At 63.2% G+C, this 20,429-nt stretch carries 19 protein-coding genes; 13 read left to right on the top strand and 6 right to left on the bottom strand.

The window, feature by feature from the left end:
* Positions 1-6 precede the first annotated feature (6 nt).
* Genes GV829_RS02400 through GV829_RS02385 form a run of 4 tightly spaced genes read right to left on the bottom strand, consistent with a single transcriptional unit; the run spans position 7 to position 4,226 of the window.
* A complete protein-coding gene (locus GV829_RS02400) occupies positions 7-1,206 on the bottom strand; it encodes a thiolase family protein (protein WP_169943660.1) in 1,200 nt (399 codons plus the stop codon).
* Positions 1,203-1,625, bottom strand: a complete 423-nt coding sequence (locus tag GV829_RS02395) for a Zn-ribbon domain-containing OB-fold protein (RefSeq protein WP_169943659.1) — start codon at positions 1,623-1,625, stop codon at positions 1,203-1,205. Before GV829_RS02395 ends, GV829_RS02400 begins: the two co-directional genes overlap by 4 nt.
* Positions 1,618-3,048: an MFS transporter gene (locus tag GV829_RS02390; RefSeq protein WP_169943658.1), complete on the bottom strand. Its 1,431-nt coding sequence runs from the start codon at positions 3,046-3,048 to the stop codon at positions 1,618-1,620. Before GV829_RS02390 ends, GV829_RS02395 begins: the two co-directional genes overlap by 8 nt.
* Complete coding sequence (locus GV829_RS02385) at positions 3,045-4,226, bottom strand: thiolase C-terminal domain-containing protein (protein WP_169943657.1); 1,182 nt, start codon at positions 4,224-4,226, stop codon at positions 3,045-3,047. The genes GV829_RS02390 and GV829_RS02385 overlap by 4 nt, the downstream gene beginning before the upstream one ends.
* A gap of 103 nt (positions 4,227-4,329) precedes the next feature.
* Here GV829_RS02385 and GV829_RS02380 point away from each other — a divergent pair, with 103 nt between their 5' ends.
* Together GV829_RS02380 and GV829_RS02375 are read left to right on the top strand one after the other, a co-directional pair.
* Entirely contained in the window at positions 4,330-4,725 is a 396-nt protein-coding gene (locus GV829_RS02380; protein ID WP_169943656.1) for a Zn-ribbon domain-containing OB-fold protein, read from the top strand.
* Between the two features lie 50 nt (positions 4,726-4,775).
* A complete protein-coding gene (locus tag GV829_RS02375; protein ID WP_169943655.1) occupies positions 4,776-5,426 on the top strand; it encodes a TetR/AcrR family transcriptional regulator in 651 nt (216 codons plus the stop codon).
* Between the two features lie 4 nt (positions 5,427-5,430).
* Here GV829_RS02375 and GV829_RS02370 read toward each other — a convergent pair whose 3' ends face one another.
* Complete coding sequence (locus tag GV829_RS02370; protein WP_169943654.1) at positions 5,431-6,228, bottom strand: enoyl-CoA hydratase/isomerase family protein; 798 nt, start codon at positions 6,226-6,228, stop codon at positions 5,431-5,433.
* A 99-nt stretch (positions 6,229-6,327) separates the two neighbouring features.
* Here GV829_RS02370 and GV829_RS02365 point away from each other — a divergent pair, with 99 nt between their 5' ends.
* From GV829_RS02365 to GV829_RS02355, 3 genes are read left to right on the top strand one after another with little or no spacing between them, the layout of a single operon-like run.
* Positions 6,328-7,725 (top strand): phosphotransferase family protein, encoded by a 1,398-nt coding sequence (locus GV829_RS02365; protein ID WP_169943653.1) that lies wholly within the window; start codon positions 6,328-6,330, stop codon positions 7,723-7,725.
* A gap of 5 nt (positions 7,726-7,730) precedes the next feature.
* Entirely contained in the window at positions 7,731-8,837 is a 1,107-nt protein-coding gene (locus GV829_RS02360; protein ID WP_169943652.1) for an acyl-CoA dehydrogenase family protein, read from the top strand.
* Entirely contained in the window at positions 8,837-10,057 is a 1,221-nt protein-coding gene (locus GV829_RS02355; RefSeq protein ID WP_169943651.1) for an acyl-CoA dehydrogenase family protein, read from the top strand. Before GV829_RS02360 ends, GV829_RS02355 begins: the two co-directional genes overlap by 1 nt.
* A gap of 11 nt (positions 10,058-10,068) precedes the next feature.
* On the opposite strand, the gene GV829_RS02350 is transcribed toward GV829_RS02355, so the two are convergent.
* Positions 10,069-11,568, bottom strand: coding sequence for a class I adenylate-forming enzyme family protein (locus GV829_RS02350; protein ID WP_169943650.1), 1,500 nt, complete (start codon positions 11,566-11,568; stop codon positions 10,069-10,071).
* Positions 11,569-11,646: 78 nt separating this feature from the next.
* On the opposite strand from GV829_RS02350, the gene GV829_RS02345 reads away from it, so the two are divergent.
* The 8 genes from GV829_RS02345 (at position 11,647) to GV829_RS02310 (ending at position 20,422) form a co-directional block, all read left to right on the top strand.
* Entirely contained in the window at positions 11,647-12,936 is a 1,290-nt protein-coding gene (locus GV829_RS02345; protein WP_212612143.1) for an FAS1-like dehydratase domain-containing protein, read from the top strand.
* Positions 12,933-13,745, top strand: coding sequence for an enoyl-CoA hydratase-related protein (locus tag GV829_RS02340; RefSeq protein ID WP_212612142.1), 813 nt, complete (start codon positions 12,933-12,935; stop codon positions 13,743-13,745). Before GV829_RS02345 ends, GV829_RS02340 begins: the two co-directional genes overlap by 4 nt.
* A 101-nt stretch (positions 13,746-13,846) precedes the next feature.
* A complete protein-coding gene (locus GV829_RS02335) occupies positions 13,847-14,146 on the top strand; it encodes a hypothetical protein (RefSeq protein ID WP_169943649.1) in 300 nt (99 codons plus the stop codon).
* Positions 14,147-14,189: 43 nt separating this feature from the next.
* Positions 14,190-15,719 (top strand): acyl-CoA synthetase, encoded by a 1,530-nt coding sequence (locus GV829_RS02330; protein ID WP_169943648.1) that lies wholly within the window; start codon positions 14,190-14,192, stop codon positions 15,717-15,719.
* A 73-nt stretch (positions 15,720-15,792) separates the two neighbouring features.
* Positions 15,793-17,001, top strand: a complete 1,209-nt coding sequence (locus GV829_RS02325) for an acyl-CoA dehydrogenase family protein (RefSeq protein ID WP_169943647.1) — start codon at positions 15,793-15,795, stop codon at positions 16,999-17,001.
* The gene (locus tag GV829_RS02320) at positions 17,001-17,996 is read left to right on the top strand and encodes an acyl-CoA dehydrogenase family protein (RefSeq protein ID WP_169943646.1); all 996 of its coding nucleotides are present in this window, start codon (positions 17,001-17,003) and stop codon (positions 17,994-17,996) included. Before GV829_RS02325 ends, GV829_RS02320 begins: the two co-directional genes overlap by 1 nt.
* A 3-nt stretch (positions 17,997-17,999) precedes the next feature.
* Positions 18,000-19,370 (top strand): wax ester/triacylglycerol synthase domain-containing protein, encoded by a 1,371-nt coding sequence (locus GV829_RS02315; RefSeq protein WP_169943645.1) that lies wholly within the window; start codon positions 18,000-18,002, stop codon positions 19,368-19,370.
* A complete protein-coding gene (locus tag GV829_RS02310; protein ID WP_169943644.1) occupies positions 19,367-20,422 on the top strand; it encodes a DUF7065 domain-containing protein in 1,056 nt (351 codons plus the stop codon). The genes GV829_RS02315 and GV829_RS02310 overlap by 4 nt, the downstream gene beginning before the upstream one ends.
* Positions 20,423-20,429: the final 7 nt, after the last annotated feature.

The raw sequence follows: 20,429 nt of genomic DNA, 5'->3' as shown, positions 1-20,429 counted from the left end.
CGCGGGTCATTCCCGAGCGAGGAGGAAGCTGCCGGCGAGCGGGCCGCCGGCAGTGGTCAGCACCGCGACCTTTGGTCCGTCGCGGCCCCTGCGTCCCCCGACCTGACGGTCGCCGCCAAGGCCCCAGAGCTGGGTGCAGGCTTCATGCACCTGACCATAGGCATGCATCCGCCCCGCCGAGAGCGCGCCGCCATTGGTGTTGATCGGAAACTCCCCATCAAGCGCGATGCGGTGCCCGCCGTCGATGAAATCCTTGGCCTCGAACCGGCCACATACACCCAGATTTTCGAGCCAATTGATCGTGTGATAACTGAACCCGTCATAGAGTTCGGCGACATCGACGTCCTTGATCGTCAGGTCAGTGCGGTTCCACATCATCTCTGCCACCTTGGGCTGGGCCTGTGTGGCGAGGGCATCGAGCTGAACCCAGTTGTTGCGATAGTGCATCGAGCTGCCGACCGCCTCGATCCAGGTCAGCGGGTTGGGCAAGTCGCGCGCCGCGTCGCGGTGTGAGAGGATGATGGCGGTCGCACCATCAATCGGCACGTCGCAATCGAACAGGCGCAGTGGCGTGGCGATGACGGGGGAGGCCATATAGTCATCGAGCGTGATCGGCGTTCGATAGACAGCGGCGGGATTGAGCGCGGCATTGCGGCGGCCGTTGATGGCTATCTGCGCCACGTGTTCGGGGCGGATGCCGCTGTCGTGGACATAGCGGTTGAAGAACAGCGCCTGTTGCAGGGCGGCGGCATAGACATGGTAGGGAGCATACCAGTTGAAGATGCCATAGACGCGCTCACCCGGCTTGCTGAGCGCATTGGCAAAGCTCGTCTTGCGGGCTGTCGCCTCATACATGGTGCGATAGACAATGACGTGGCGGGCAAGGCCGGCGGCAATGGCACCGATGGCGTTGAACAGCGCGCCAAACTGCCCTGATGTTTCCGATGCGTTGCTATACCAGTTGAGTTTGAGCCGCAGTGCGTCCTGCAAAACGGGGATGCTGACGGGGGCAAATCCGTTGGCCTCTCCCGTGCCGCCGGGCCAGCAGGCCATGCCATCGATGTCAGAGCGTTTGAGGCCGGCATTCTCTATGGCTTGGAGTGTGGCGTCGATGGTCAGGCCGAGCGCCGATTTGTCCGCGCCGCGCGAGATCTTCGACTGGCCGATGCCGGTGATGGCGGTCTGCTTTTCGGGATAGGCGGTCATGGCGTGCCCTCTGCCGGGGCGAAGAGCGGGATCCACAAATCCTCTGCCTGCTCAAAGCGAACGGAGACGGGCATGTCGATACGGACGGCGTCGGGATCGCAATCGATGATGTTGGTGACGAGGCGCACATCGGCCTGTTCGGCCAGCCGGACGAGCGCGAGGACATAGCGGTCGGGCAGGCCGGGCATCCATTGCCTGTGGTTGATGGTGAAGGTTTCGACAAAGCCGCGTCCTGAGACAGGGACATAGGCAGTGTCGCGGCTCTCACACTGCGGGCAGAATCCGGTGGGCGGGTGGATGAAATAGGCGCAGCTACCGCACTGCTGGATGAGAAGTTCGCCGCGTTCTCCCCCGGTCCAGAAGGGGGTGTTGTCTGCCGTCAGCGCCGGGAGAGGGCGGGGCGGTGGGCCTTCAGCCATGCGAAGCCGCCTTGTCCTTGCCTGGCAGGGCGAGGGCGATCAGCGTCGCAACGATGCAGCAGGCAATGATCGCACCGATGGCGAGCTGGAAGGCGGCGGGCGAGGGGTAGCTCTCGCTACCGCGCGTCACCTGATCGGTGGCGAGCAGGGTGGTGACGAACTGCGCGCCGATGCCGAGCGAAAGGCCGCGCACCACGCCGAGCATACCGGAGACTTCGGAGCTGCGCTCCACCGGCGCCGCGGCGGTGACGATGGTGGGCGCGACGGCGAACAGGATCGTCGCGCCAAAGGAAATGACGCACAGCGCGATGACGACTGCAGTAATGCTGCCATGATCGAACCATGCCAGGGTCCAGCCGACGGTGCAGATGATGCCGCCAGAGACCATCGAAAAGCGGCCACCGTACCGGGTCATCAACCAGCCGCTGAAGGGGCCGGCCCCGGTGGCGAGGATGTTTGAAGGGATTTTGGCAAGGCCGGCGACGGTCGCGGTCGCGCCGAGGCCGACAAGCGTCCAGGTCGGCGCCTGGAGCATCAGCGAGAAGAGCAGGACGAGTTGCAGCGCGCTCATCGCGATGATGGCCGAGGCGAGGTTGGTCACCGCAACCTCCCGCTTGGCCAACAGCCGGACATCGAGAAGCGGGTTGCTGCTGTTGAGCGAGCGGTGCAGCCACCAAGCGAGGAAGGTGATGCCGATGCCGGCGGCAGCAAGGTTGTGCGGTGTCGTCCAGCCGGTCTTGGGCGCGGTGCTGACATAATAGAGCAGCGCCATGATGCCGGGGGCAAAGGCGATTCCGTTGATCCAGTCGACGCGGCGGCTATCGGGCAGCGGCGTCGAGCGCGGGACAAAGGCGAGGCAGGCGACGATGGTAATAGCGCAGAAGATGGCGCTGGCGATGAACACGCCATGCCAGCTGTAATGATCGACGATCAGCCCGCCGAGCACGAGTCCGGTGGCGGTGCCGACTGAAGCGCCAGAGATCATCAGACCGATGACCATGGGGACCTTGGCGGGTGGCACATGTTCACGCGTCAGCCCAACACACAGCGGCAGGATGGCGCCGCTCAATCCCTGGATGATGCGGCCGATAAGCAGCCAGGTGAAATCGGTGGAAAAGGCGCTGATCAGCGAGCCGATGCCGGTGGCGACGAGAACGATGATCATCAGCCGGCGGCGGCCGAATATGTCGCCCAGCCGCCCGACAATCGCGGCGACGGCGGCACCGATGATGAGATAGGCGGTCACCAGCCAGCCGACGAGGGCGGGATCACCAAAGTCACGGATGAGGTGCTTCATCGCGGCAATGATCATCGCGCTCTCGAAACTGCCCGTGATCTCGGCGATCCACAGCGCGATGATGAACGGCCAGAGGCCGCGGGGGAGAGTGGTGGATGTGTCGGGCGTGGTAGCAGTGGCAGTCATGAGAGGGGCCCTTCACGATGGAGCAGCATCGCCCCGCCGAGCGGGCCTCCGCCCATGCCGACGACGCCGGTACGGGCACCGGCAACCTGACGCTCACCCGCTTCGCCCCAGATTTGGGTGCAGACCTCGTGGAGATGGCCGAAGCCGTGGAGGCGCCCCGCCGAAAGCTGTCCGCCGCCGGTGTTGGTCGGGATAACCCCGTCGAGCGCGGTGCCGCCGGACGCGATCAGCGACCCTGCCTCGCCACGTCCGCAGAAACCGAACGCTTCGAGCCACATCGGCACGAAGATCGAAAAACCGTCGTAGAGACCGGCGACATCGACGTCGGCGGGCTTGAAATCGCTGTGCGCCCACAAGTCGGCGGCACAATCATGCGAGGCCATGGCGGTGAGGTCAGCGCGCTGGTCCCAGCTGTCGCGGTCGTTCAGCGCCGCGCTCATCCCCGCGATGCGGATTGGGGTCTTGCGCGTGTCAGCGGCGGCGTCCTTCGCCGAAACGATGACGACGCAGGCGCCATCGATGGGTATGTCGCAATCATAGAGGCCGAGCGGGTCAGAGATCATCCGCGCACCGAGATAATCGTCGATCGACAGCGGCGTGCCGTTGAACAGGGCGCGCGGGTTCTTTTGCGCGTTGGCGCGTTGCAGGACGCATTGCGCGCCGAGCATCTCCCGCGTCAGGCCGAATTCATGCATATGGCGGCGGGCGAACATCGCCGCCCAGTTGGAGGCGGAAAAGGCGCCCATCGGCAGAAGCCACTGGAACCAGCCATCGATCCGCCCGCCATTGCCGCTGGGCACGCTGGCGCGGCGACCGGCACTTTGCGACGAGGATTCGGTGAGAGCGCGGAAACACAGGACATGCCGGGCCATGCCTGTGGTGACCGCCATGGCGGCGATCATCACCGGGGACATCTGCGCTGGTCCCTCGGCGCTGCTGCTGTGCCAGCGTGTCTGCAGGCCGAGCGCCTCGCGCACTTCGGTGCAGCCAAGCGGAGACATGCCGGGGGAATTGTTGGCCTTGCCCGGATAGGTGGTGATGCCGTCAATGTCGGCAGCCGTCAGTCCTGCGTCCGCGATAGCTTCGCGCGCGGCTTGGACAAGGTGGAGCATGGCCGGTCGACCGGTATTGCGGCCGATGGTAGACATGCCGATCCCGGTGATTGCCGCCTCTATCATGCTCTCTCCTCTGGCCTTTTGGCTTGCGCTTCATCGCGCTTTGGGCAATTATTAACGCATCGTCAGTTTTTGCAAAGCCAGTTTCTGGACGGGGGAAAAATATATGGCCGGACTGTTGCCAGAGCTGACGCCGGAGAATCGTGCGTTCTGGACCGGCGGTGCCGATGGGCAGTTGATGATCGCACGTTGTGGCGATTGCGACTGGCGTATCCATCCGCCGCAACTGGTCTGTCCCGCCTGCCTGTCCGAGGCGGTAGAGGCGCAACCGGCCAGTGGCTGTGGCACGATCGAGAGCTGGACGATCAACCATCAGCCGTGGATGCCGGGACTTGAGGTGCCCTATGCACTGGCGATTGTTTCGCTTGATGATCAGCCGGGCGTAAGGATCACCGCGCAACTGCGCGATGTGGCGCTCGACGCCATCCAGATTGGCATGGCCGTCAAGGTTGGATTTGAGCCGCGCGAGGATGTGCATATTCCGGTGTTCCTGCCGGCATGACCGGGGCACTGCTTGTCGATCAGGGGAATGTTCCGCTAGACGATGGCGCCATGCCTACCAGAACCAAGCAACCGCGCCTCAACCAGATTGGCCAGAAGATCGGTGCCAAGGGTGAACGGACCCGCCAGCGGTTGATCGAAATCACCGTGGAGCTGCTCGAAACCCGGGGGATGCGTGACCTGACGGTGGCCGAGATCGCCAGGGTGGCGGAGACGTCTCCCGCGACATTCTACGTCTATTTCGACAGTGTGCAGGCGGTGGTGCTCGGCGCGCTCGAACGCGCGCCGCACAGCAATGATGAACTGGTCCGGTTGATCGAGGCACCCTGGACCAAGGGTGACGAGGATGCGCTGGCCTTCGTCACCCTCTACACCGACCTGTGGAACCGGCACCGGACGATCTTCCGGGTGCGCAACATGGCGGCTGAGGAAGGCGACCAGCGCTTTCTCGACGCGCGGGGGCGGGCGTCGCTGCCCATGCTGCGCGCCATCAGTGACCGGGTGAAGGCGGGTCAGGCGGCTGGCAGGATTAACGCCAGCCTGCATCCGGCATCGACAGCAGGGGTCATCCTCGCGATGCTCGAGCGACTGTCGTCGGTCGGCCCCTCACGCGAGGCGCAACCGCACTTCGGCATCACCTATGACCATATGCGCCGGGCGGCGGCGCACATGCTGGCCCAGATGCTGGGTGAGCCGGTCTGAGCGATCAGCGGACGGTGAATTTTTTCGCCTTGTCCGCCATCAATGCCGCCCGGTTGACCTGTGGTACGCCGACGGGATTGCCGATCTGGCAATATTTGAGGCTCTGCATCATCGCTACCGAGCGCGGTAGGTCGAGGCTTTGCCAGATCGCCTTGACCGACCCGGCGGTGGCCGCAGGTGGCTTGGCGGCCACTTGCAGGGCGAGTTCATGCGCGCGGTCCCACAGCCGGTCGAGCGGCACGACTTCGCTGACGAGACCAATGCGTAGAGCCGTCTCTGCGCCGATACGTTCGTCATTGCCGAGCAGGACCATGCGCAGCACATCGTGCAAGGGCATGTGATAAGTCATGCCGATGGGTTCGAGCGCGCTGGTCATGCCATAGGTGACATGGGGATCGAAGAAGGTGGCATCCTCCGAACAGATGAGAATGTCCGATTCGTTGAGCCAGTAGAAAGCACCACCGGCCGCCATGCCATGGATCGCGGCAATCACCGGTTTCCAGCAGTTCATCGATTTGGGCGCGAGATATTTGCCGGGGTCCTCGCAGTGCCAGATATTGTCGAGATCGACGACCGGCTTGCCCGTGCCACCGCCCTTGACGTCCACACCCGTGCACCAGGCCTTGCCGGGGGCGGCACGCAGGACGCAGCAGTGCACGTCATCATTGTCGGCCAGCGATTTCCACAAATGTTCGAACTCATCGAGCATTTGCCGGTTGAAGCTGTTCATCGCTTCGGGGCGGTTGATGGTGATGGTCGCGACATGATCGGCAATGTCGACGAGGATGGTTTCATACTGCATGCTGACAGCCCTGCTGCGTGTTGATAGTTGACGTGGTTATATAAGTGGGACAGGGGTAATGGCAATCGTCCATCACAAATTGGGCAGGAGAGTATGTCCTTGGCAAGCAATTCCCTGATCCCGGCGGATCTGGCTGCCAGCATCGAATCGCAGACAGGTGCGTCGATCAGCCATGTGAAGTTGCGCGGCGGCGGCGGTGCGTCGCGGCTGGGTGCCGAAGTATCACTGGCCTGGGCTGATGGCCGGAGCATGGACTGTTACCTGTCCTATGACACGCGTACCAGCGACCCCAAGCGGATGCCGCATTATCGGCGCGAGGTTTCGGTCTTGCGCGCGCTGTCTGGCGATGCCGGATCGAGCGGGGTCAAGGTGCCGGCCTATGTCGCGCATGAACCAGCACATTTGGCGATACTGAGCGGCATGGTGCCGGGAGCCGACCGCTTTGATGTTGCTGATGACAAGGGTGCGCTGGCTGCCGATCTGGCCGACCAGTTGGCCAAGCTTCATGCGATTGACCCGGCGGCACTGGTACTGGAAGGATTTGACGATCCGGCAGTGACTCCGGCACAGCGGGTGCGGGCCAAGATTGCGGAATGGCGCAAGCTGCACATGGCGGCAACGCCCGATCCGATCCTGATCCTCGCCCTCGACTGGCTGGAAGCGAATGTGCCGGCCGAGGATGGGCCGTCGGTGCTGTTGCATGGTGATGCAGGGCCCGGCAATTTCCTGCACAGCGACAATCGCGTCGGGGCGATGATCGACTGGGAATTGACCCATTATGGCGACCCGCATGAGGATCTGGCGCAGATCTGGGTGCGTTCACTGTTCCAGCCCTTTGTTCCGATGCGCGCGTTCATCGCTGCCTATGAGCGGGCTTCCGGACGGGTGATCGACACCAACCGGCTCAAATTCTATCGCCTGTTCTTCCAGATGAGCTTCATCACCCCTGGCCATGCCGGCATCCATGCGGTCGGCGGCGGGGCCGAAGTGGCGCTGATGGGCATGGGGCTAGTGTTCCATACAGCGCACATGCGGGTGATCGTGCAATCGCTCGCGGAGTTGACCGGTCAGACATTGATCGACGTGCGCCTGCCAGAGGTGGCGGCGACCTGGGTCGACAAGGGTTTCGAGGCGGCGCTGTCTGACCTGCGCCATCACATCGTCCCGCGCGTTGCCGACCAGCAGGCTGGGGCCAAGGCCAAGTCGCTGGCCCGGCTGGTCAAATATTGGCAGCGGCGCGAACGCTATGGCGCAGCCTTTGACCGGATGGAACGGGAAAGCATCGGCAAGCTGCTGGTCCGTGATTTTGAGGATGCAGCCACCGCGCGCCACGCGCTGGCCATGGCCGTTGCCCAAGGCCGCATCGGTCGCAAGCTGGCGTTGCAGCAATGCCATGAGCGGATGATGCGCGACACGTTTCTGATGGCCGAAGGCATGGGCGCCTTTGCCACCTGTTATTTCCCGCCGTTTGACGGCGACAGTGCCCAAGCGAGTTAAGCGCGATGAACTTCGATCTTTCGGATGAACAAAAGATGCTGGCTGAACAGGCGCGCGGCCTGCTCGGCGAACGCACGCCCTATGACCATTTGCGTCGATTGATCGATGATGGCGCTGAGTGGGACGAGGCACTGTGGCGCGAACTGGCCGAGATGGGTTTCCTCGGCGCAGCGATAGGCGAAGCGCATGGCGGCCTGGGCCTGACCGCGCTCGACCTTGGCGTCATCAGCGAAGAACTGGGCCGGGCCAATGCAGCGGTGCCCTTTTTCTCGTCGATCGTGCTGGCAGCGGAGGCGATTTCGCTGGCCGGAAGTGACGAACAAAAGGCGCGCTGGCTGCCCGGACTGGCCAGCGGTGTGGTGATCGGCTGCTTCGCGGCAAGCGAGGGGCCGGGGCCGCTCGTCGGCGCGGCAGTACAGTGCATTGGCGGACGCATAAGCGGTACGAAATTTCCGGTGGCAGATGCCGGTATTGCCCATATCGCGGTGGTTGCCAGCGGTGATGCGTTGGCGATCGTCGAGCTCAATCAGCCGGGCGTAACGCGGACCAGGCTGGACAGTTTTGACCAGTTGCGAGCCCATTACCGGATTGATTTTGCGGATGCGGTAGCTGATGTGATGCCGGGACACGGCAAGGTGGCGACCTTGCTCGACCGCGCAGCCGTGCAGGCGGCATTCGAGGCGGTGGGCGGATCGGAGGCGTGCCTCGCCATGGGCCTCACCTATGTAAAGGACCGGCCGATGTTTGGCCGTCCGCTGGCTTCCTATCAGGCGATCAAGCACAAGCTGGCCGATGTCGCGGTGGGTATCGAACTGGCCAAGTCCAACGCCTATTTCGGCGGATGGGCAGTCGATGAGTCGGCCGATGACCTGCCAATCGCGGCGGCGGCGGCAAGGCTGAGTGCGATTACCGCCTTTGAGATGGCCGCGCGCGAGAATCTGCAGGTGCATGGTGGCATTGGCTATACTTTCGATGCCAATTGCCATTTCTATTACCGGCGCGAGCGGATGCTGGCGGTCAACATCGGCAACCGGGCGCATTGGGCCGACCGGCTGATCGCCCATGTGCCTGACAGCAATATCGCCCAGTCCGCGCAGGGGGAGACAGTCTGATGGACTTCAACGATTCACCGTCCGAAGCTGCCTTCCGCGCCGAAGCGCGCGCCTGGCTGGCGGCTCATGCGCCAGCGCATGTCCTGCCAGAAGGGGTGCGCCTGCCCGATACCGAACAGGCCGAGCGTGAGCGCGTCTGGCAGCGGACGGTCTATGACGGCGGCTATGCCGGGATTGTGCTGCCCACGGCGCTGGGTGGCCGCGGCGGATCGATCATCGATGCGGTGATCTGGGCGGAGGAAGAGGCGCGCTACAATCTGCCACACGGACCGTTTACCACCATCGGCATCGGCATGGCGATTCCTGTTATCGGCAAGCATGGCAATGGTGAGCAACGGGCGCGCTTTATCGAGGCGACCCTCAAGGGTGACCTGACCTGGTGCCAACTGTTTTCGGAGCCTTCTGCCGGATCGGACCTTGCCAATTTGCGGACCAAGGCGGTTCGGGCCGATGATGGCAGCGGCGACTGGATCATCAACGGGCAGAAGGTCTGGTCAAGCTGGGCGCATCTGACCGACTGGGGCATTCTCGTCGCACGCACCGATGGCAGCGTGCCCAAGCACAAGGGGCTGACCTTCTTTGTCGTCGATATGAAGACACCGGGTATAGAAGTGCGACCCATCCGCCAGATTTCGGGTGCCAGCGATTTCAACGAAACCTTTTTCACCGATGTCCGCATTCCCGATGCCAACCGCATTGGCGCGGTGGGTGAAGGCTGGGCCTGTTGCATGACCGTGCTGATGGGCGAACGGCTGGGTACAGCGAGCCATGGCAGCCGGATCGGCGAGTTGATGGACTATGCGCAGGCGACACCGGACGGTCGCGGCGGGACGGCGCTCGATCAGGGTCATGTGCGGCTGGCGCTGGCAGAGGCGTATGCCGAAGAGCGCGCTGAGCGCTGGTTCCAGGCGCGGCTCAGGACAATGGTGTCGCGTGGCGAGAACCCCGGTGCCATGGCCGGAATGGTCAAGCTGGCCTATGCCCGGCGCCTGCAAAAGACGAGCGGCCTTGCCATGGAACTGCGCGGCCCGGCGGCGATCGCCGCGGCGGCGGCTGATGCGGCGACGCGCGATTTGCAGCATGACTATATCTGGTCAACGGTGATGCGTATTGCCGGCGGCGCTGACGAGGTGCTGCGCAACCAGATTGCCGAGCGGGTGCTGGGCATGCCGGGCGACATACGCGCCGACAAGGATGTGCCGTTCGACCAGTTGCGCTGAGGCGTGACTGGTCAAGCCACCCTTGCTGCCCGTATTTCCCTCGCTTTCGCATCGAGCAGGGGCTTGAGTTCCTTCTTGAGGATCTTGCCATTGGGATTGTGCGGCAGTTCGGGCAGGACCAGGACGGTGCGCGGCACCTTGTTGTCGGCGAGATGTTCGCGCGCATAGGCGGTGATTTCCGCCGGCGTGACGCTGGCGCCGGGACGCAGTGAGACGGCAGCGCCAATGTCTTCACCGAGCACATCATGATCGACACCAACGACGGCGGCTTCCTGCACCGCCGGATGCTGGTGGAGGACGGTTTCGATCTCCATCGGCGTGATGTTGTAGCCGCCGCGGATGATCAGTTCCTTTGAGCGGCCGGCGAGGATCAGGTCACCGTCATCGTCGATGTAGCCAAGGTCGCCGCTGCGCGTCCAACCCTCGCGGAAGGAGGCGGCGGTGGCTTCGGGATCGTTCCAGTAGCGGCGACTATGCTTTTGGTAGCCGCAGATTTCGCCGACGACATGCTTGTCGGTGATGACATTGCCGTCCTCATCCCACAGCGCCATGTGCGGCGGTAGCTTGCCGACACAGCCGGGTTTGAGCACCTGTTCGCGGGTGGTGGTCATGATGCCGATGCCGCCTTCGCTCATGCCATAGCTGTTGCGCATGCGAAGGTGTGGCCAGAGGGCAAGGGTGCGCACGACGCTGTCATGCGGTAGCGGCGCGGTGCCCGTCATCAGGAAACGGACACCGTCGAAATCATAGTCTGCGGCATCAGGATGATCGAGCACGAGGCGCAGCATTGAGGGGACCAGATAGACCAGGTCCGGCTTCTTGGCCTTGACCAGTTCAAGGAAGCCCTTGGGATCGAACTTGGGCTGGGTGTAGGTCGTGGCACCCCCGCGCGCGGGGAGCATCAACACGCCAAGATTGCCGCCGGAGCCCGTGAAGGGCAGGGCGTGGAGCGTCGAGCGGCTCTTGTCCTGATTGGTGCCGGTGACGCCCTTCATCAGATCAGGATGGCTGACGACCACGCCCTTGATTTTGCCGGTGGTGCCTGATGTGCCGAGGATTTCGGCGTCGGCTGCGGGATCAAGCGTCGACTGGTCGGGCAGGGCGGCGATGTCGCGGGGCATGGCGTCCACATGCCAGCTGCCAGCGAGCGGCAGATGCGCAATCAGGTCGGGTGCGTCGGTGAGGGCAAAGCGCGGCGTGGTCGGCGCGGCATAGTCCTCGACTTCGCGCGGCGACAGCCGGGTATTGACCGGACAAGCAATGCCGCCGGCGCGAAAGACGGCAAAGACGGCGATAGCATGTTCGACCGCGCGGTTGTTGCTGATCGGCAGAAAGACGCGGTCGCCGGGCTGGAGACCGGCTGCAGCGAGGCCGCCAGCAATCTCATCGGCTTCGCGGTCCCACTCGGCAAAGGTCAGCACCCGGCGCGTGTCGTCATGGGCCACCTGATCGGACTGGTGGATGGCGCGCACTTTCAGTGCATCGCTGATCCGGTTGACTTGTCCTGTCACATTCACCCCTTGCGTCCGTTTCTTCCGTATATTACCTAGTTATACAACTAAGACAAGTTGGAATTTGACGGGAGCGAGATGATGGCTGAGGCCCAGAAGGACATTTTGCAGAGCGACGAATGGCAGAAAGCCGTCGATTATGAGATCACTGACCATGATATCGATCGGCAGCGAAAGCTGCTCGGATTCGAACAGGCGTCCAAGACCCGTGAATATTTCCAGACCGCGACCGAGGATAATATCCGCAACTTCGCGCACGGTTGTGGTGACGACAATCCGCTCTATTGCGATCCGGACTATGCGCGACGAACGCGTTGGGGCGGGATCATCGCTCCCGGCATGATGACCGGCATCCTCAACAAGCCGATGCTCGGCGATCCGGTGCCCGATGAGATCAAGGCGCTGCGCAAGAGCCTGTTCAAGGGTATCCACGTCTTCGTCTCCGGTTCGACCTGGGATTTCTATCGGCCGGTGCGACCCGGCGACACCATCTACAGCTTTGCCGGTGACGAGACCTGCGAGGTCAAGAAGTCGGAATTTGCCGGCAAGTCGGTCATCGCCGTCCGCCGCGACGTCAAGGTCAACCAGCGCGGCGAGGTGGTCGCTGTCTATCGCATCCTCCGCGTCCTGACCGAACGCAAGACCGCGGCCAAGAAGGGCAAAAATCTCTCAATCCCGCCAGCGACCTATACCGAAGAGGAATTTGCCGAGATTGAGGCAATTTATGCGGCCGAAAAGGTGCAGGGCGCGGCCAAACGTTGGGCGGAGGATGTTGAGGTGGGTGACTCGCTGGGCACGCAGGCCAAGGGTCCGCTGACCGTCACAGACGTCATCTGTTTCCACGCCGGCGGCTATGGCTTTGTGCCCTATGCTCCGACCGCCAACCGGCTGGCGCACAAGAACCGCCAACGCATCCCGGCATTCTATGTGAAGAATGAGCAGGGCATCCCCGATGTCGCGCAACGGCTGCACTGGGACCCGAAATGGGCGCAGGCGATCGGCAACCCGATGGCCTATGACTATGGGGTAATGCGCGAGAATTTCCTCTACCAATATCTCAGCGACTGGTGCGGTGATGATGCGGTGATCCTCCACGTCCATGACGAAATCCGCAAATTCAACTATATGGGCGACGTTCAGACAGTGACCGGGCAGGTGCTTGCCAAGCGTGTCGAGGACGGTCAGACCGTGGTCGATGTCGCGGTCAAATTCGTCAACCAGCGCGGCGAGGAATCGGTGCGCGCCACCGCCACCATCGCGCTGCCGAGCAAGGAGAACCCCTTGCCGATGTATCGCGAAGTGCCACGCGAGCTGGCGCAGAAGGCGGCCCAGATGATGGCGCGCCATTGGGAATTGGGGGGCAAGTGAGCGACAGCGATACGCCGACAAGCGAGGTGTTGGTGGCGGATGACGATGGCGTCCGCACCATCACACTCAACCGCCCGGATCGGCTCAACGCGCTGACCGCATCGATCATGGCACCGCTGGCCGATGCCTGCGCCGATGCCGCGCGGGATGCCTCGGTCGGTTGTGTCATCGTCACCGGAGCAGGGCGCGGATTTTGCGCCGGCGGTGACCTGAAAGAGGGTGGCGCCGACAAGGCGGTGGTTGCGGCCAACCGCGGCAGCGGCAGCCGGACCGAGCAGGGCTTTGCCCGGTTGCGCGGTTTCATGGAGACGGCGCGGCTGCTGCATGAAATGCCCAAGCCGACCATTGCCATGGTCAATGGCCCGGTGGCCGGGGCAGGGATCGGCATTGCCGGGGCCTGCGACTTGCGCTTTGCCGGAACCAGCGCGAGCTTTCTCACCGCCTTTGACCGGATCGGCGCGGGCGGCGACTTCGGCTCAACCTGGTTCTGGACCAAGATTGTCGGCACCGGCGTGGCTCGGGAATTGTTCCTTCTGGGCGAGAAGCTGACGGCGGAGCAGGCCTATGCCAAGGGGCTCTATACCCGCCTTTTCGATGATGCCGTGCTGGCCGAAGAGACGATGAAGGCTGCCCGCCGCCTCGCCGACGGACCGCGAATGGGCTATCGCTACATGAAGGCCAATCTCAACAATGCCGAGGATTGGGCGTTTGAGGCGGCGCTCGATGCCGAGGCGCTCAACATGACGCTGTCGACCCAGGCAACCGCGCAAATCTGGAAAGCGGAGAGGGCGGCAAGGGAAGGCTCGTGACGACCCCATAAAAAGTTATCTGTTTTGATGGTTTTGGCTTGCGAATCGCAAATTGGCCTGCTTTCAGCCGTCGAACAAATAACTCTGAAAAGGATAATCTGATGCGTCTCCCCACCCTTGCCCTCGCCCTCGCTGCTGCCACTGTCGTTGCCGCGCCGGTAGCTGCCCAGACGGCTGCCACCTCCGCCGCACCGGCCCTGCGTGAAGGCATGTCGATCGTCACCAGTGAAGGCGGCCGCGTCGGCCGGATCGTTCGCGTCGTCACCAACGAAGCGGGTGAAGCGGTCGCTGTGTCGGTTATCTATCGTGGAGCCTTCATCCGCATCCCTGTGTCGACCCTGACCATCAATGGCACTCGCGCAACCACCAGCTTGACGACAGCCGAGCTGCGGGCACTCTAAGTCGCACCATCCAGGGGATGGTGATTGTGAGGGAGTTTACCGCATGACCCATCCCCGGATTCACGCCGCCGCGCGGCCGGATCAGCCCGCCATCATCATCGCGGAAAGCGGCGAGACTCTCACCTATGGCGAAATGGAGAGGCGTGCCGATCAGGGCGCGCACCTGCTCCGGCAGCATAGGCTCAACGGTGGTGACACCGTCGCAATGTGGATCACCAACCGGCCCGAATTTTTCGAAATCTATTGGGCCGCGCAACGCGCTGGCCTCTACATCACGCCGATGGCGACCGCGCTGACCGCCGAGGAAGCGCAGTATATCGTCGGCAACAGCGGTGCGAAGCTGCTGATCGGCGATGTCGATATCGCTGCTGTGTCTGCCTTGTTCGACCTCGTCCGCGCCGATGGCTTTGCCACCTGCCTGACACTTGAAGAGTGGAATGCCGCCCGGGCCACCATGCCCTCTGGACGTATTGATGACGAATCGGCGGGATTTCACATGGTATATTCGTCGGGCACCACTGGCCGTCCCAAGGGGGTAAAGCTGCCGCTGACCGGTGAGGACCCGACCGCGCCGAACAATCTGCACGACCGGCTGCGCGATGCCTATGCCTTTGATCAGCATACTATCTATCTGTCGCCCGCGCCGCTCTATCACACGGCGCCAATGGCTTATTCGACGACCTGTCACCGACTGGGTTCGACAGTCGTCGTCATGCGCAAATTTGATCCCGTAGGCGCGCTCAAGGCGATCGAACGCTATCGCATCACCGCCACGCAGATGGTGCCGACCATGTTCGTGCGGATGCTCAAACTGCCCGACGAGGAGCGGCTGGGGCATGACCTGTCATCATTGCAACTGGTGATCCACGCGGCCGCACCTTGTCCAGTCGAGATCAAGCGCAAGATGATCGACTGGTTCGGGCCGATCATCTTTGAATATTATGCCGGCAGTGAGGGCAATGGTTCGACCGGCATTTCTTCGGAGGAATGGCTGCAAAAGCCGGGGTCAGTTGGAAAGGCCACCTGGGGTATTCTCCATATTTGCGACGAGGACGGGCGCGAACTGCCACCCGGTGAACCTGGGATCATCTATTTCGAGGGCGGCTGGCCGTTCGAATATCTGAACGATCCTGAGAAGACACGTGAGAGCCGCCACCCGCAGCATCCCGATTGGTCTATGCTGGGTGATATCGGCTATGTTGATGAGGACGGCTATCTGTTCCTCACCGACCGCAAGAGCTTCATGATCATCTCGGGTGGGGTCAACATCTATCCCCAGGAAATCGAGAATGTCCTGATCAATCATCCCAAGGTGGCGGATGTCGCGGTGATCGGCGTTCCCAATGCCGAGATGGGCGAGGAAGTGAAGGCGGTCGTCCAGCCGGCGCGCTGGGAGGAAGCGGGACCCGCGCTGGCCGAAGAGCTCAAGGCCTATTGCCGCGAGCATCTCTCACCGGTCAAATGCCCGCGCTCCTTTGATTTCGATCCGGCCTTGCCACGACTGGACACCGGCAAGCTCTACAAACGGCTGATCCGCGACCGCTATTGGGACGGCACCGTCATTCCCAAATAGCCGCAACCTGTTTGACGTGGTTATATAAGTCGGGCATAGACTCAGCCTGTCACAAGGACGGGATGAGAGACGCATGGACCTGAGCTATGGTGCCGAGGCGGAGGCCTTTCGCGGAGAGGTGCGCACCTTTCTGAAGACTGTGTGGCAGCCGGGTGAGCGCCGCGGCGACGACCTCAAGGCGTTCGTTCGCGACTTTCGCCGTGCCGCGATTGATGCGGGCTATCTCTATCGCGGCGTGCCGAAACGCTATGGCGGGTCGGAGCAGCCAGTCGATGTGATCAAGGCTCAGGTGATCCGCGAGGAATTCAACCGCGCGCGCGCGCCGATGGAAGTCGGCGGCAATGGCGTCAACATGACCGTGCCGACCCTGCTGGAAAAGGGGACGGAAGAGCAACGCGAACTGTTCATCCGCAAGACCATTGAGGGCGACTATATCTGGGGGCAGGGTTATTCGGAGCCGGGCTCCGGCTCCGACCTCGCCAGCGTGCGGACCAAGGGTGAGCTGTCTGCCGACGGCCGCAAATGGATCATCAACGGGCAGAAGATATGGACGTCGCAGGGGATGCAATCGACGCACATGTTCATGCTCGTGCGCACCGAACCCGATGCGCCGAAACATGACGGCATCACCTATCTGCTGATCGACCTTGACCAGCCCGGTATCACCCGCCGCCCGATCCGCCAGATGACCGGGGAGCAAGGCGCACATACATTCTGCGAATTCTTCTTCGACAATGCCGAAACTCCGGTCAGCTGGCAGGTGGGGGAGCGGGGGCAAGGCTGGTATGTCAGCCGCACGACGCTAAAGCATGAACGCGCCAGCATCGGCAGCGCCGATGGTCTGGGCAAGCAATTTGACAAGCTGGTCGAACTCGCCCGCGACATGGGCAGGCTCGGCGATCCGCTGGTGCGCGACCGGCTGACGAAGATCGAGGGCTTTGTCATGGCCCACCGCTACACCAGCTTCCGCCTCTTTTCCTGTGCCGCTGCCGGTGATGATCCGGGACCGGTCAGCCTGATGATGAAGCTGGCGCTGACCGAGGTGGGGCATGAGATGGCGCTGCTGGCGCAGGACCTGATCGGTGAGCATGGCTTTGTCGAGCCGGCGGGCGCCGGGGGACGCGGGCCGCGCGGGCCAAGGGGGCCGGAAAAGTGGCTCGACCAGATCATGGGCAGTCTGGGCAACTCGATTGCCGGCGGTGCCTCGAACATACAGCGCAACATCATCGCCGAGCGGGGGCTTGGCCTCCCGCGCGACCTTGCCATGTCAGGAGAGAAGTGATGCGCTTTCACCTCTCACCCGAACAGGTCGCAATTCAGGATGCGGTGCGCGGGACGCTCGCCGACCTGTGGACGCTCGACCGGATGCACGCCTTTGCCGAGGGCGAGGCGGATGTCGATGCAGACAGCTGGCAGGCGCTGATGGCGCTGGGGCTGGGCGGCATCCTGCTGCCCGACAGCGGCATGGGGCTGCTCGACGCGGCGCTGGTCTGTGAAGTCGTCGGAGAGGCGGCGGCACCGGGGCCGCTGATCGGGCAATTGCTGGCAGTGGCCGCTGTGGCGCGCTCTGCCCATCCGCAGGCCGCGGCGCTGCTCGAAGGGCTGGTCGATGGCAGTATTGTCGCGACGCTGGCACTGGGCGGCGGCGCCCTTGTTCCCTGCGCGCGCGGGGCTGACTGGTTCCTCACCGGTGAGCGCGATGGGCCGCTGTCGCTGGTCGGCGCGGAAGGTGTGAGCATTGAAACTGTCAGCGCGACGGACAGGACGCGGCCTGTGTCACGCGTGGACCTCTCCGGTGGCATGGCTATCGAGCTGTTCCCGGCGGGTGATCAGATGGTCGAAAAGCTGCACGACGCCGCGCTGGTGCTGATCGCCGCCGATGCGCTGGGCGGGGCACAAAGATGCACCGACATGAGCGTCGATTATGCCAAGCAGCGCGAACAGTTCGGCCAGCCGATCGGGCGCTTTCAGGGGCTCAAGCACCAGCTGGCGCACATGGCGCTCGATGTCGAACCGGCGCGGGCGATGGTCTGGTATGCCGCCTATGCCCATGACGCCGGCCTGCCCGACGCACCGCGCGCCGCCGCCATGGTCAAGGCGCACCTTTGCGATGTCTATGTCCGAACCACCCGTGCCGCCATCGCCGCGCATGGCGGCATTGGCTACACCTGGGACTATGGTCTCAACTACTGGTTCCGCCGGGCACTGTTCGATGCGGCGTGGCTCGGCAACCCGACCTTGCATCGTGCCCGTGCGGCGGTGCTGGGCGGCTGGTAGGTGATGAGCGCTCTTCCTTCTCCGTTGCTGGCTCCCGGTGTCCGTCGCTTGCGGCCCGATGACCATTTCATGATCCTCGCGGAGACGGATGCCTCGCCGATGCATGTTGGCGCGCTGATTTTGCTCGATGTCCCGACACAGCGGCAGCATGGCTTTGCCGACGCCATTCGCCGCCAATTTGCCGAACGGCTGCCGGTAACGCCTTTGCTCGTGCGGCTTTTGCAGGCTCCTGACGGCTATGACAGCGATGTATGGGCCGATATCGCCAGCGCCGACCTCCAAACCCTTGTCAGCGTTGTGCGACATAACGGCGCATGGGAAGAGGCAGAGCTTTATGAAGCGGTCGCCCATATCAACATGCAGCGGCTTGATCTGTCGGGTCCGCCCTTCGCGGCGCATGTCTTTGAACGTCTGGCGGGCGGGGGCAGTGCCCTGTATCTCAAAATGCACCACAGCGTTGCCGACGGGATCGGATTTCAGACGGTGCTGGGATTGCTCAGCGATGCCACCCCTCCGGCAAGCCCGCGTCGCGCTGATGCAGTTTTGCCGGATCCCCAACAGTGGCTCGAAAAGGCCAAGGCACGATTTGAGACAGAGGCCGATCTGCGCGCGCAGCAATCCGTGCATCGCAAGGCAGCGCTGGCCGCACTTGAGCCTTTGAACGGCGAGCGCACCCCTACCCCGGAGTTTGCCCTGTCTGGTCCAACCTCCAACCAGCGTCGATACGCGACCATCAGCCTGCCCGTCGCGCGGGTCAAAGCGGTAGGCAAACGGCTTGATGCGACGGTCAACGACATTTTCCTGACGCTGGCGAGCAGTGCGCTGCGCACCTATCTGAGCGACCGGGGCGAACTCCCGGATGCGCCGCTCGTCGTCAATTCGGCGCGGTCATACCGCCGTCCGGAGCATGGCGATTTTGGTAATCGCATTGTTGCCCTGCATCCGCATCTGGCCACCAACCTTGCCGATCCCATCGAGCGCCTGCGCGCTATTCAGGCATCAATGGCGGCGGAAATGCGCCGCTCCCCGCATGATGAAGCCTTGCTCGATGCCGCGGAAAAGCCCTTTGGCGCGCGCGATCGCCGCGCCGCTTTTGCTGATCGGATGGTCGGCGGCAAACGCCTGATTCCCGGCAATCTCACCCTGTCGAATGTGCCGGGGCCTGCCGAGCCGCGCAGTTATGCGGGGTTTGCGCAGCTGCACAATTACCCGGTCCCGATCATCGGTTCGGGCCGATTCCTGAATATCACCTCGCGGCGCAGCGGCGACAATCTCGACATGGGCGTCATCGCCGATGCGGAGAAAGTCCCTGATGTTGGCCGCATCGCCGCGCTGTTTCGCGCGGCTCTCGACGAACTGGAGGCACGCACATGACGGACGATCTGGAATTCAAGCCCGAGGACGATCGCTATCACCAGCTGTCGGACGACCCCTATGAAACGGAAACCAACTGGTGGTCGTTCAATATCCCCGAACGCAAGATCGGCTGCTGGATCCACGCGCCCTATTATCCCAATCGCAGGACCGTCACCTGGCGTATCTTTGCCTGGGATGACGAGGGCTATGACCCGGCGCGCATGGCCTATTTCCGCAAGGTCGAGGAAGCACCGATGCCTGATGCGCCCGACCTCACTGACATCACATTCCCCGGCGACAAGGCGGGGCCGGGCTACAGCCTCAAGATGATCGAGCCGGGGATGAAATATCACCTGCTCTATGAAGACCCGTCGCGGGGCTTCGCGCTCGATTTCACCCATACCGGCCTGCACCGGCCGCACCGCTTTCCGCCGGGCAAACCGCCCTTCATGCAGACGCCGCATTTCGACCAGCTCGGCCATGTCGAGGGCTGGATGACCTTGCGCGGGGAGCGCATCCGGATTGACGGCATCGGCGTGCGGGACCGTACCTGGGGACCGCGCGGCGGGCCCTATGCGGCGAGCCCGAAAGTCTATGCCAGCGACATGGACCGTGTGAAGCATCCCGGTGGCGCGCGCTGGCGCGAGATAGAGCGCGAGCGCGGTCGCGGGCGCATCCAGTATATCTTTGGTCACCGCAAGGACGGCACCGGCTTCCTCGGTTTTGCCCGGGTGCAGGATGGCGATGCTGACGGCTGGTCGCCGATGAATGCGGGGTGGATCCGCCGCGACGGCAATTTCGGTTCGCTGGCCGAAGGTTCGCGGATGCGAGTGTTCCGCAGCCCGACCACTGGCTGGTCAACCCATATGCAGGTCGAACTGGTCGACGAGCATGGCCGGACGATGACATCGGAAGGCTTTGTCGTCTCGTCGATGAGTGAGGCGGGCTATGGCGTCAACCAGCTGATGCGCTGGGATATTGATGGCGGCATCGGCTGGGGCGAGGACCAGGATGTGTGGCGCGGCGACCATTTCATCCGTGTGCTCGACGCGCTGAAGGCTGTGGGCTGAGCCCCCG

This window comes from Sphingomonas lacunae, from assembly GCF_012979535.1.
Classification (GTDB): domain Bacteria; phylum Pseudomonadota; class Alphaproteobacteria; order Sphingomonadales; family Sphingomonadaceae; genus Sphingopyxis; species Sphingopyxis lacunae.
This window is presented reverse-complemented; position numbering and strand designations above follow the sequence as displayed.

Coding starts and splice junctions, on each gene's coding strand:
- GV829_RS02400 (WP_169943660.1), bottom strand. CDS start 1,206: ATGACCGCCTATCCCGAAAAGCAGACCGCCATCACCGGCATCGGCCAG.
- GV829_RS02395 (WP_169943659.1), bottom strand. CDS start 1,625: ATGGCTGAAGGCCCACCGCCCCGCCCTCTCCCGGCGCTGACGGCAGAC.
- GV829_RS02390 (WP_169943658.1), bottom strand. CDS start 3,048: ATGACTGCCACTGCTACCACGCCCGACACATCCACCACTCTCCCCCGC.
- GV829_RS02385 (WP_169943657.1), bottom strand. CDS start 4,226: ATGATAGAGGCGGCAATCACCGGGATCGGCATGTCTACCATCGGCCGC.
- GV829_RS02380 (WP_169943656.1), top strand. CDS start 4,330: ATGGCCGGACTGTTGCCAGAGCTGACGCCGGAGAATCGTGCGTTCTGG.
- GV829_RS02375 (WP_169943655.1), top strand. CDS start 4,776: ATGCCTACCAGAACCAAGCAACCGCGCCTCAACCAGATTGGCCAGAAG.
- GV829_RS02370 (WP_169943654.1), bottom strand. CDS start 6,228: ATGCAGTATGAAACCATCCTCGTCGACATTGCCGATCATGTCGCGACC.
- GV829_RS02360 (WP_169943652.1), top strand. CDS start 7,731: ATGAACTTCGATCTTTCGGATGAACAAAAGATGCTGGCTGAACAGGCG.
- GV829_RS02355 (WP_169943651.1), top strand. CDS start 8,837: ATGGACTTCAACGATTCACCGTCCGAAGCTGCCTTCCGCGCCGAAGCG.
- GV829_RS02345 (WP_212612143.1), top strand. CDS start 11,647: ATGATGGCTGAGGCCCAGAAGGACATTTTGCAGAGCGACGAATGGCAG.
- GV829_RS02335 (WP_169943649.1), top strand. CDS start 13,847: ATGCGTCTCCCCACCCTTGCCCTCGCCCTCGCTGCTGCCACTGTCGTT.
- GV829_RS02330 (WP_169943648.1), top strand. CDS start 14,190: ATGACCCATCCCCGGATTCACGCCGCCGCGCGGCCGGATCAGCCCGCC.
- GV829_RS02325 (WP_169943647.1), top strand. CDS start 15,793: ATGGACCTGAGCTATGGTGCCGAGGCGGAGGCCTTTCGCGGAGAGGTG.
- GV829_RS02320 (WP_169943646.1), top strand. CDS start 17,001: ATGCGCTTTCACCTCTCACCCGAACAGGTCGCAATTCAGGATGCGGTG.
- GV829_RS02315 (WP_169943645.1), top strand. CDS start 18,000: ATGAGCGCTCTTCCTTCTCCGTTGCTGGCTCCCGGTGTCCGTCGCTTG.
- GV829_RS02310 (WP_169943644.1), top strand. CDS start 19,367: ATGACGGACGATCTGGAATTCAAGCCCGAGGACGATCGCTATCACCAG.